The 12641-nt window shown below is 48.7% G+C and carries 6 protein-coding genes and 1 pseudogene; 2 read left to right on the top strand and 5 right to left on the bottom strand.

Going from position 1 to position 12641, the window contains the following annotated elements; translation table 11 throughout:
* Positions 1-63: 63 nt before the first annotated feature.
* From ASL11_RS35365 to ASL11_RS05740, 4 genes are read right to left on the bottom strand one after another with little or no spacing between them, the layout of a single operon-like run.
* Positions 64-5334, bottom strand: a complete 5271-nt coding sequence (locus tag ASL11_RS35365) for a cadherin-like beta sandwich domain-containing protein (protein ID WP_063795482.1) — start codon at positions 5332-5334, stop codon at positions 64-66.
* Between the two features lie 42 nt (positions 5335-5376).
* Positions 5377-6948, bottom strand: coding sequence for an extracellular solute-binding protein (locus tag ASL11_RS05730; RefSeq protein ID WP_056610888.1), 1572 nt, complete (start codon positions 6946-6948; stop codon positions 5377-5379).
* Positions 6949-7004: 56 nt separating this feature from the next.
* The gene (locus ASL11_RS05735) at positions 7005-7871 is read right to left on the bottom strand and encodes a carbohydrate ABC transporter permease (RefSeq protein ID WP_056610893.1); all 867 of its coding nucleotides are present in this window, start codon (positions 7869-7871) and stop codon (positions 7005-7007) included.
* Positions 7872-7887: 16 nt separating this feature from the next.
* Positions 7888-8871: an ABC transporter permease gene (locus tag ASL11_RS05740; protein WP_082595277.1), complete on the bottom strand. Its 984-nt coding sequence runs from the start codon at positions 8869-8871 to the stop codon at positions 7888-7890.
* Positions 8872-9157: 286 nt separating this feature from the next.
* Here ASL11_RS05740 and ASL11_RS05745 point away from each other — a divergent pair, with 286 nt between their 5' ends.
* Positions 9158-11428, top strand: coding sequence for a helix-turn-helix domain-containing protein (locus ASL11_RS05745; RefSeq protein WP_056610897.1), 2271 nt, complete (start codon positions 9158-9160; stop codon positions 11426-11428).
* Positions 11429-11524: 96 nt separating this feature from the next.
* Positions 11525-12154: a carbohydrate-binding family 9-like protein gene (locus ASL11_RS05750; protein WP_056610901.1), complete on the top strand. Its 630-nt coding sequence runs from the start codon at positions 11525-11527 to the stop codon at positions 12152-12154.
* Between the two features lie 63 nt (positions 12155-12217).
* On the opposite strand, the pseudogene ASL11_RS37380 reads toward ASL11_RS05750, so the two are convergent.
* A pseudogene (locus ASL11_RS37380) lies at positions 12218-12609 on the bottom strand (6-phosphogluconolactonase); the annotation flags it as partial.
* Positions 12610-12641: the final 32 nt, after the last annotated feature.

Consider the following 12641-nt stretch of genomic DNA (forward strand, 5'->3'; position numbering starts at 1 on the left):
CTGCGTTCGTGCTTTCTTTGCTGTTGATTTTCGCCAGACGGTCCTTAGAGGTATTGTCCCTTATTATTTGGACGCAGCTTCAATATATCCGTAAGCCCAGTGATCTACAGGAACGTCTTTCCAAGTGATATGCTCCGTGTTGTTCGCTGGCAAATGTCCAGTCATCCGGTTGATGATGACAACCGCCTCGGCACGGGTCACCTTGCCGTCTGGTTTGAACGTGCCTTCCGGATATCCCGTCAGCCTGCCGCTCTCACTTCCTGCGGCTATCCAACCCGACGCCCAATGTCCAGCTATATCGGTAAATGGTTGCGCTGCGGAGGACGCCTTGAATCCATTCCATCTGGCGGCGATCGCAGCCAGCTCCGCACGTGTAACCATCTCGCCTGGTGCAAAGCTTCCCGCTGTGCGTCCTTCAACGATGTGCGCTGCCGACAATCTGTTGACCGCTGCTGCCGCCCAGAACGTATCTGGCACATCGGCGAATGTCATCTGGCTGCTGCCACCCGCTAGCTGCTCGTCATCCAGCAAGCCATTCAGCATAGAAGCAAGCTCGGCGCGGCTTAGATGCTGCTCAGGGCGGAAGGTGCCGTCCTCATATCCGAATACGTAGCGCGGAAGCGCTTTGGATTGCGACTTCGGCAGCTTTACTACTGTAAACGTACTGAATTTCTCCACTTCGATAGCAATCCCGATCGGATGACCGTTCACATCCGTATCAATGGTGCCTTCCTGCAGCACTTTCTCGCCGTCGCTATGCTCGATATACACGGCGAGCGTATGTCCGTTCAAATCCAGATCGGCATCCGTGAGCGGGAAATACAGTTTCGTTTTGTGTCCTGTATAGTTGGTTTCGATGTCCATCGGCTGCCCGATGACCTTGGCGCCAGCATTGATGACGTGCACGGCGGCTTCCTTGTTTCCACCTTCACCTGCAAGCGACTTCATGCGGAAGATGGCATCTTGCGAAGCTTCCTTCAATCCGCGAAGAGCATCTACCGACAGTTCAATGCGCGCATGGGCTGAAGTGATTTCGAGCTTTAGCTGTTCTTTCATCAACTCCTCCATAAATGCAGGATTCACCGAAATTGCATATTCATCTGGCTGGTCCGAGGCATCAGAATCCAGACTAATCCGCACGGTTTTTTCTGTATTTGCCGGAGCTGCGGCCAACACTTGCTTGGCAATCGACTGATTGAGGATAATCGCGTCCACTTTTGCCCCGTTTGACCCAACCGTGCGTACGATTTCAATATGAACCGCTTTTTCGCCCGATGTGGCCTGTTCAGTGCGCGTGCCTGGAGCCGATCCTGATGAACCGTGCTGCTCTTCATCTTGGCGAATGATCCGGATTTCGTATTCCGCATGGTCAATTCCATTTGGAGCCGTTACTGCCACCTTAATGGTATTGACGCCAATTTTCAGCGGAATGGCCGCTGATACTGCTCCGCTTGCCACAATGTCACCGTTAATCGTAACGACCGACAGAGACTCATATGCAGATTGCGTCACCGTGATGGCATTTACGCTGTTCGCTACCGTTGCCTCATAGCGCATTACATTCTTTTGGAAGGCAGGTGTTAACATACCACTGCTAATCGCGAGTGAATTCAAACTTGCATTAGTAGAAGGCAAGCGTGTAACGGTTATACCGAATGTCTGGGTATCGCCGTTTTGCCCTGTAACGACAAGGCTCACCTCATTGGCGCCGACATGCAGCGGAATGGCTTGCGACGCTGTACCATTCATAGCCGCAGTTCCATTCACTGTAACCGTAGCAAGCAGATCTTCCAGCACCGGTGTAACCGTGATCTCAACAACATCGTTAGTTACCGTCGACGAGTAGTACTGCTCGGCGGCATGGAACGCCGGAGTCAAGGTGCCTGCGCTCAAGAACAACGCATGCAGGTCCGTCATGCCAGGAAGCTGGCGGGTCACATGGACAGTGTACGCATGGATCATGCCGTTTTGCGACGTAACTTGAATGGTAATCGTATTGACGCCTACGATTAGCGGGATCGCGGATGAACTTTGACCGCTGGCGACAAGCGTTTCGTTCACCATAACTTGCGCATGAGGCTCATCCGCCACCGGCGTAACGGTCACCGCATCGACCGCATTCGTGACAACAGTGTCATATATGCCGTCAAGTCCCTGCGATACAAGGGTATCGTTGAGCATGAGTGAACGCAGGTTGGTGTTGCTGGACGAGTTCACTACAATGTATGGCTGATTTTCGGCATTTTCCCGACTGTTGATATTCACAAGATTCGGGCTGAGCGGCAGGAAGCGGAACGACGCCTTTTTATCCAACGCCATCTGCGCTTCTACGAAATTCTTTACATCCACACTGTACCAGCCTGTGTGATTGATATTACTCGTAGTCAGTTTCGTAGCGCCAGTGCCGGTCAAGCGATTGTTCCAGTTCATCGTGTTCTCGACCCAGTTATCGCCATCATACACGTAGATTTCCACATTATTCGTGCCGCTGGACGCTTCGCTAACGTAAAAGTTCAGCTTGGCGGTTTGGATGGGCTCCGAGTATGCGCCGAAATCGAATTTCATAAACGAGATCCGGTCCCCGCCGCCGGCCAAAGACGGCACATCGACCACTTCCAGTGTCGTTTCACTACCATAATTGGTTGTCGGGAAATTCTGATGCACATACGTATCCGCCGTCACCGTAAATACATTATTGACATACACGGAACGCGTTACTTTGACGGCATAACTATCCGTTACACCTGTGTTGCCAGTCACGACAATCGTAATCGTCGTTCCCCCTTCGTTCAATGCGATGCTTTGCGACGCGCTGCCGCTGGCGACTTTTTGCCCATTCACCGTAATCGCACTTCCGTTCACTAATGCAGTCGGCGTGACTTGGAGCGAGCTTACACCGTTTGGCACCGATACCGTATAGGAAGCTTGATTTGTCGAAAATGCCGGAGACAAGCTACCGGTGCTCAGTGTCAATCCACTTAAGCCGACCTGCGGATACATCCCCGTCATATGCGGCTGATCGTAGGCCTGAGCCCAATAATGGCCAGGTGCCGTAACACGGCGGGGCTCAAATCCGGACTGCTGCCCGTTTGGAATGCTTTCCGAAGTAAAGGAGATCATTCCGTTACCGTCGGCAGTACCCGTTACATATTTACCACCTGCAAAATGGAAACGTCCTTCCACTGCGGCGCCGCCTATCGCTTGAGACGTCGCTTTATCGACGACCTTCATGCTGGCTGCTGAATTCCCCGCGCCGCCCGTTACATGCAAGCCAGTCACGATCATCGGCTTCAGCGTCGTGCTGCTCGTTTTGGCAGATGCTTCCGCTGACGCCGGCCCGATATTGCCCTGCATATCCATGGCAGCGACTTTGTAATAATAGGTCGTATTTGGCAGCAGGCCGATATCATTGTACGATAAGCTTCTGGCGAGTCCTGCCACATACTCAGAGCCCGGCGTAAAGCCGCTCTGTGTGCTGCGGTAAACAATATACCGGTCAATTTCGGAGTTATCCATCGCCATGCCGAAGCTGATACGGATCTGCTGGTAATCGAGCGCCGTCGCAGATGGTGTACCGCTTACAGCGCCAGGCGGTTCCGTATCGGCCGGTGGCTCCCAGAACACGCCGCCAGCTCCCCAATAGGATGGCAGCTTGCGGATGTCGTCGTAGTGATGCATGGCAATGCCACCGAACGATGCGTCGTCATTGAAAGCCGTATACACTTTATCAAGCTCAGCTTCCAGAACTGCACGGCCTTCTTCCTGAAACGTGATCGTCTCAGGATCCCCGCTGTTCGCGATATCTTTCGTCTCAACGCCAATGACGACAGAGTTCGGCTTATTAATCGAATTCGCATAATCGATTTCGCCTTGCGCACCCGCCGTAATGCCGGCTGTGCCATCGGCCGTATCGCGGTAGTCCATGATGGAGATATAGTCACTGATGTCCTGCACATGCTGAGACAGCCATTTGGTGCTGCCGTTCCACATAATGTCCTTGGAATTGTCACTCGAATCGTACCACTTCGGTATGGCTGGACCGAACGGCAGATTAATACCGGCGGTTTGAATGCGGTTCTTCATTTTCTGAATGCCGTCCAAATATTGAATCTGAAGCGATGGTTTCTTCGAATTAAATTCCGCGGATATGTAAGGCTCGATGTCAACGTTCACGCCGTCGAACCGCTCATTTGCGCCTGCAGCCAAATTATAATTGATGACACGCTCGATCTCGCGGATCGCTTTATTGTGGTATGCTGCATATGCGCCCAAGTACGGCGGAGATGTTCCGCCCGATATACAAGCCTGAACTTCATAGCCATGTTGATGCGCCCAGGCGACGAATTCGCGCAGTTTGCCCGGATCATCCTCCAGAATGTCCATAGCAGCAAAAGAGCCAACTGCCAAATAAAACGTCGTGATCTTATCGGAGCCGAACGTCGCCGTATCTTGAGCAAGCTCATCGAGCACCTGGCGGGAATTCGGATTGAGCAGCAGCTTATATGTCTCCGGCTCCCATATCCACATCGCACGGTCCTGCCGGGACATGTGAAACAGCTCGTTCGTGCCAGCTCCTACTTTGGCATAGGTCGTCATGCTGAAGCCGACATTGCCTTTGGTGTCCGAAGCCTTCGCTTCGATACTCACCGTTTTGTCGCCGATCCCGTCAGACCTCCAATTGTAAACGTATTCATTTTCATTCAGAACTGTATTCAACCAGGCGCCGTTATTGATTCTGACCTGCACGCTCTGAATTGTTTCTGTACTTGTGGCGGAGATACGAATCGGCACCGTGCCGCTGATATTCCCACCGTCAGCTGGATTGATGACGGTCACTTGAGGAAGACCCGCCTCGGGGTTATTCACATTTACATGAATCGTAGGGCTCCAGACCGCGTACCGTGAGATCATGTCACTGGCTTTGGCGAGCACCTGCACATCGCCATCGTAGGAACTAGCATCAAAGTCATAATACCAAGTGCCCGTATCGTCCCCATCTGGGTCGATCATCACCGTATTAACCTGCTTTTCCCCGTTAATGTACAGCATGACATCATATGCGCCCGTATACGTTCCAGAAAAACGAGTGACGCCTTTGACCAGCTGTGCGCCGTCGGTCGGCGTATCGATCGTAACGCCCGGGACTACAACCGCACCGGCATGAGACGGCATTCCAGCCGTCACAGCCAGCAGAAGCAAGCATACAAGCAATCCTATGTGACAAAGTTTTTTCGCGAGCATGACCAATGTGTCCACTTCCTTTAATTTAACATGATCAAAAATTTGAAAAATCGGATGCTGCTTCTCCAGCATGAAGCTCGAGCCAAACAGCATCCGTTCTTTCTCAGCGAGTCCTGTCTTGTTGCTAATTTCGAATTATTTCGATTTCAATTCGACCGACTCTACCCGTTTATTTGCCGTTTTATACGTATCTACCAGCTTCTGCACGCCCAGTCCTTCAATTTCCATGACGTACTTATCCCACTCGCTCAAGCTGCGGGAGCCCGTAACGAACTTGGCGAAGTTTTCATCTCGGCTCTTTTTCACCGCTTGACCGGTCACGGCCAATCCCTCGTTCTCCGCTTCCGTAAACGCCGGTTTCGGCTGCATCGCTGGCAGATCGTATTTCACAACCTCCTGATACGCCGCACGCAGATCTTTTGAGAACAGGGACAAATGCGCCCCGAAATCGATCCAAGTGTAACCGCCACTCGTCTGAAGGCCTGTTTTCTTACGCATTTCCGTTACATCTGTAAATTCAGGCTTAAATTTCTTCTGGCCGTTCTCCAACGTGAACGTCTCGCCTTCTTTCCCCCAGCTCGTCAACGTTTTGCCTTCCTCGGAGTAGAAGAAATCCATGTATTTCATAATCTCTTTCACGTTTTTAGACGTGGATGCCACCGTTAAACCACCCTCCAGATAATGGAAGTACGGATTCAGTTGCTTGCCACCCGCAATCCCTGCTGGAGGCGCCATGAACTGCATGTTATACTCTGGATTATCCTTTCTCATGGCGTTGTTGAAGAAGTCAATACGGCTGATATAGTCGATCGTGATAAACGAGTTGCTATTGGAAATCATATCCTGCCATTGTTTCGTTTGCGTCGTCAGGAAATCAGGTGGGATCAACCCTTCCTTATAGAACTTGTTCCAAGCGCCTAACATCGCTTTATACGCGTCTTCTGTCGGTCCGAATCCCCAATCCTTTTTGTCAAAGTTATAGTAAACGTTCTCACCAGTATTGAAATTCGTCGTCAGGTTGGCATACATTTCGTCCGGAATTTGACCGAAACGCATGGAGAGTGGGTAACTGTTCGGATACAGCTCCTTCAGCTTCTTCATAACGGTATACAGCTCATCGTAGTTTTTCGGCGGCGTCAAACCGTGCTTGCGGAAGATGTCTTCTCGGTACAGCCAAATCATCCGGTTTGTTTCCCCGAAGCCTTGGTTCGGGAACATGTACATCTTGCCATCCGTGGAGAGAGTAGCTTTGCCCTCTTCTGGATATTTCTTCAACCATGCCGACAGGTTCGGCATCTGGTTCAAATAATCGAGAATGTTGACGAGTGCGCCTTGCTGACCGAATTTATTCGAGGTCACGCGGGTCGGAATATACAGCAAATCTGGCATATTATTGGAAGCCACGACCAAATTGAGCGAATCGGCCAGTTTACCAGACGGTGTCTGGACGTCAAGCGTCACACCCGTTTTTTCTTCGATCCATTTCCAAATCGGCCAATCTTTACTGTAAGGAAACGTTGGGTTGCTATCCAACAAAGCTTTGAACGTTTTCTTCTCTGTGGCTGGCGCCGACGTTCCCGTAGTACTCCCCGATGCCGTGCTCTTCAGTTCCCCGCTTGCATTCCCCTCCGTCTTGCCGCCTGAACATCCCGCTAAAACCGATAATCCGAGCATCAAAGTTACAAGTATCATTGCGTTTCTTTTCATTTTCTTTCCCCCTCGTCATCGTTTTGGTTGCTGACTACATTCCGTGCGATTGTGCATTATCCTTTTACTGCGCCAATCATGACACCTTTGACAAAATATTTCTGGATGAACGGATAGACTAGTAGAATCGGCAGTGTCGATACCATGATTGTCGCGAATTTCAACGAGTCCTCTACAATGAGATTATCACCTCCAATTCGAGTTACATCGCCAGATGCGACGTTGCCGGCCAATACCAGATTGCGCAGAAGCACCTGGAGCGGAAATAGATCCGGATCTCTTAAGTAAAGCAGAGGCAGCATAAAATTGTTCCATAGCCCCACCGCGTAAAACAGGGAGACGGTAGCGATGACCGCCTTCGACAGCGGCAGGACGAGGCGAAAGAAAATGCCAATATCGTTCAGCCCGTCCATCCTGCCGGATTCTTCAACTTCCTTCGGCATGTTGCTGAAAAATGTGCGCACAATGATCAAATTCCATGTACTCACCGCACCCGGAAGCACCATGCCCCAAACAGTGTCGATCAAGCCCAGCGAGCGTACGACCAGGAACGTAGGAATCATGCCTCCGCTGAAAAACATCGTGAAAATGATGAGCACAGTCATCGACTTATGAAACCCCATGTCCTTGCGTGACAGCGCATACCCCCCCATAGAAGTAATAATGACGGAAATCAGTGTGCCCAAGCCGACATAGATCAGCGTGTTTTTATAGGAGGTCCATATTTTCGGATCTTGAAACACCAATTCGTACATCTTCAGGTTGAAGCCTTTGGGCCATAGGCTAATCTCTCCTTTCATGACATATATATCCTTGCTTAATGAAACGGCCAGCATATATATGAATGGATAAAGCGTAACGACAATGACAAAGAGCATAATCAGAGAATTCACTAGGCCAAGAAGGCTGATCCGATTTTTCATACCGTTAGTTCCACCTTTACCATAAGCTGTTTTCTCCCACTTTTCTGCTGATGTAGTTCGCCGAGTAGATAAAGATCAGACTGATGATGCCCATGAATAAATCGATCGCGGCCCCGTAGCTGAAATTACCTTGCTCCAGACCTACACGGTAAACATAAGTGCTGATGATGTCCGCCGTCGAATAGACAGCCGCATTGTACATAAGAAATACTTTTTCGAATCCGATTTCCAATACTTTCCCGACATTTAAAATAAAGAGGATAACAATCGTCGGCGCAATACCGGGCAGCGTCACGTTCCACAGCTTTCCCCAGCGCCCCGCTCCATCAATACTGGCTGCTTCATAGAGCTGCGGGTCCACTGCTGTCAGTGCCGCCAAATAAATGATTGATTCCCAGCCGATTTGCTGCCATATATCCGAAGCGACATAGATGGAACGGAACCAACCGGGCTCCATCATGAAGTTAATCGGCGTGAAGCCGAGCTTTTGTATAATCTGATTGATCAGGCCTCCAGACGGAGACAGAAACATAATGACCATGCTGGCCACAATCACGTTCGAGATGAAATGCGGTAAATAGCTGACCGTCTGGACAAACCGTTTTAAAGCCATATTTTTCAATTCGTTCAGCAGGATGGCCAGAATAATGGGGGCGGGGAAGCCGAACAGCAGCTTGTAGAAGCCCAGTAAAAGCGTGTTGCGCATCAAGAGAAAGAAATCTGGATTCTGAAAAAACATCACATAATATTTGAACCCTACCCATTCGCTAGCCCAGATGCCCTTAAAGAGATTAAAGTTTTTGAACGTGATCACCAAGCCAAACATAGGGAAATAGCGAAATATGACATAGTAGAGCAAGCAGGGCAGAACCAGCAGCCATAAATATTTGTTATGGTTCCATGACTTTCTCAGCAGACTCGTTGTCTTGATCTGATTGAACGATTCGGCGGATACTTGCTTTTGCTTTTGCTCGATTGCGTGCGTATTCGTTTGGGCCATGCGCATATCTCCTCATTCAGTTATAGATGCTTGCCTGCTGCTGGCGCCTTCGTGCAGCGGGCTTTGATACCATCATTATACGCACGCCATTTTGGGGAAATAAATCTCCACATTTACCAGAGAACCCGCAATTTATTGGATAAGCAAAGAAAGTGTGTATGATTTATAAGAAATGAATATTGTTCCCGTACATTCCGTTCCCGTAGTATAGTGGTATGATAAATTTAAGTATAGATCCCACGGGATTTGACGGAAATCGGCACATAGAACATGGGGGGTCTATCGGATGTTGAGATTGAAAAGGTTCAGTTGGAAAACCAATTCCTTGTTCGCCAAGTTAATGATCAGTTTTCTTGTTGTAATTGCCGTGCTCGTGCTCTTCAATTTCGCATCCTTTCTATTTTTGAAATCGAAAATCCACCAGGAGATCGTCAAATATAACCAATCGAACTTGAATCATACGGTGGAGCAATACGAGAACCATTTCAGACTGACCTGGGAAACGATCATTAGTTTAAATCAAGATGACATATTCAGGGCGAATCTGAATATGTTGCGGAATGTACAGGAATTTAATGCTTATGACAAAGTAGGCAGCGTCATGTCGGCGATTAAAGTGCTGATTGCCAACCCTTTTCTTTCTATTGACAATATCATGATTTATTTCAAGAACGATTCTTATGTGGTGGAGAAGGAAGGGACGAGCGGGGCTAAGGACTTATTCTCCAGATATTATGCCAGCAGCGAGTATCCGCCGGAATTTTGGTTCCGCCAGTTCGACGAATCCTATACTTACCGGTTGATCCCTGCCTCCTCATTCACGGAAATCTCAGCTAATATCCAAAAGAACAAGGGACAGCTGCTTCCAGTTGTTATCAAGCTGATGCCATATAAAGACATGTATTTCATCGTCATGCTCGATCCGAAGAAAATGTTCAACTCGTATCATTACTCAGATCATTCTAATTTCTACATATTAGATGAAGAAGGCGCCACAATTTTCTCCTCGTCTCCCAGCGTGAAGGCGCCTCTTGGCCAATCTCTTGATGGTCAGAACGGAAGCTTTACTGGTGATAATCTCTATTACTTCTATCAAAAAGGGCAGCAGACTGGCTTGACCTATGTTAGCGTCGTTCCGATCAAGAGCATTTCCAATCAGTTGATGGGGTTGAATATTCTTTTCATTACTTTACTGCTAATCATCATCCTGCTAAGTATCGTAACGTCTGTGGTACTCACGATGCGATTGAACCGGCCCGTCAAAAAAATCATCGAAGCCGTCCTGCAGCGTCATCCTGCAGACATGCTTGTGAGCAGCCCTATCCACGAATTTAATATGATTAGCGAAAAAATGAGCAGCATCCTCCGAACCAATGACCAGATGACCGAGGATTTGGACAAAAAGAAAGACCAGCTTCGCTATTACGCTTACACAAATAAATTGCGAAACATCCATATGAACTTAACCGACCTGCGGGAACTGGTTGTTGCCGACACCCCTTTCACACTCGTATTGTATCAATTGACGATGAAAGAAAAATTTGCGGAACTCGATTCCGAGCTCGAAAAAGCCGTATACTTTATCCGGGAATATATCAACATTTTCCTGTCACAGGCATACAAGGACACGATTACGTTCCAAATGGATAAGGATACGGTGCTTACCCTATTCTTCTTCCCAGACGATACGGCAGACATTGAATCTGCGTTGGAGCAATTGATTCAGGTGCTCGAAGTGGACCGTGATCTGTTTTTCCTGACTATGGCCGTAAGCCCGATTTATCCCGATTCTGGCCATTTAATTTCGGCTTATGAATATGCCTCCACCATGCTGCTGCAGCGAAAATTAAACGACGAAACGCAATTCATCCGCACATTTCGTCCTGCTAAAGGGGCAATTCATTTCACCGTGCTAGAAGAAGAGGAGTTCTCCACCCGGTTCATGTCCGGTAACGAACAGTCGGTATTGGACTGGATCCACCGGCACCTGGACGCACTCTGCAAGAGAGAAGCCTCCGTGGACGAATTCAGACGGTTCGCCAAAGAAGTATACGGCCAACTGAACAAGTCGCTCATGAAACTGAATTTGCATCGGGAACAAGGCGAGTTGCCTCCTCTAGTGTTGGATCACCTGAACAGCTTTTACAGTATCGACACATACAAACAATGGTTCAAACAGCTTCTGTCACCCGCCATAGAAAGAGTGAATCACAAGAAATCGGATCATGATCCGACGACCCATTTTATCCTTGAGTATTTGAACCAGCACTTGGAGCAAGATATCACGCTGGATATCATGGCGGACAAATTGAACATTACACCAGGCTACTTATCGACTTATTTCAAGGAAAAGACAGGAGCGAACTTCAGCGATTACTTGAACGGCTTGCGCATACAGAAAGCGAAAGAACTGCTGAATAACCTGGATCTGAAAATCCAGGAAATCTCCGTCAAGGTTGGCTACCAGAACGTAAATTCGTTTATCCGCATGTTCAAACGCTACTCTGGCATTACGCCTGGTGAATACAGGAAGATGTATGGCACGCAGAAGGCGTAATTCCGTAAAATTGAAAAATCCTCCTGCTTAATGCTTAAAGCGCAGGAGGATTTCTGTTATATAATCAAGACGGCTGAACATAATCAAGGAGGAACTATGAAATATCTTATTCAACCTAGGGATACCGTTTGTCCCATTTCCTGGAATGGTACTCCTGAGTTAGCCATCGATCATTATTTTTGGCTTGACAATGGCTACACACCGACAGTGAAGGCAAAGCTATTGTACACGTCCGAATGTATCCATCTTCACTACAACATTTATGAAGCGAACCCCACGATCCTCTATCACACGATGAATGAACCAGTATTCAAAGACAGCTGTGTAGAATTTTTCTTCCAGCCGCTGCCGGAGTCCGATCCCCGGTATTTAAATTTCGAGATGAACGCCGCTGGCACCCTTCTGTTGAAATTGGGCAGCGACCGGAATGACCGGACTTATTTGCAGAATGTGGATCCAGCTCTTTTCCTTATCCATACATCGACAGGATGCTATGATCCGATTGCCAATATGTCATATTGGCAACTTGAAATTTCCATCCCTTTCGACTGGATTCAGACAATGTTTCCAGATTTCCGTCCTGAGACTGGCCGTACGTTTCGCGCCAATTTTTACAAATGCGGGGATGAAACGCCCCTTCCACACTACGGATGTTGGAATCGAATCACTTCATCCGTACCCGATTTCCATCGAAGCTGCGATTTCGGTGAGCTGGAGTTTGGTTAACCTTACTAACGCTTAGCCATAGACTTTTATTCCACTGGTTCTCCTGTCCGATAATGTATCGCCTTAATCTCCATAAGAATCCCTGTCTACAAACAAGAGACAGTCCGGATGTTGTCTCAGAATCGTAGCTGGACATGCCGTTGAACCGCTTCTTCCAGTGTCCTGCGCACTGCATCTCGCTTCGTCGGTCCAGGAACTATACAGAATAAATGAGCTCCCGACATCAAGGCAGGAACCGTTAAAGTTAGCGCATGAGTCGGGACCTACGCGATATCCCCAAAACACCCGTCGTTCACCTGCTGCTGCAGGCACGCCTCTTCCAGCTCAACCCGCTTTACGGTTGCAGAGTCCAAAAAATCCGCCACTGGAGGATCGTTAAAGGCAATATGCCCGTTTTCCCCGATACCCAGGCAAACGATGCAAGAAATCCTTCTACGCATTAGCCGAGTACTACGGGAAATCCCACTGATGGAAATCCCACCGATCG

The sequence above is a fragment of the Paenibacillus sp. Soil750 genome, from assembly GCF_001428045.1.
In the GTDB taxonomy this organism is placed as follows: Bacteria; Bacillota; Bacilli; order Paenibacillales; family NBRC-103111; genus Paenibacillus_E; species Paenibacillus_E allorhizoplanae.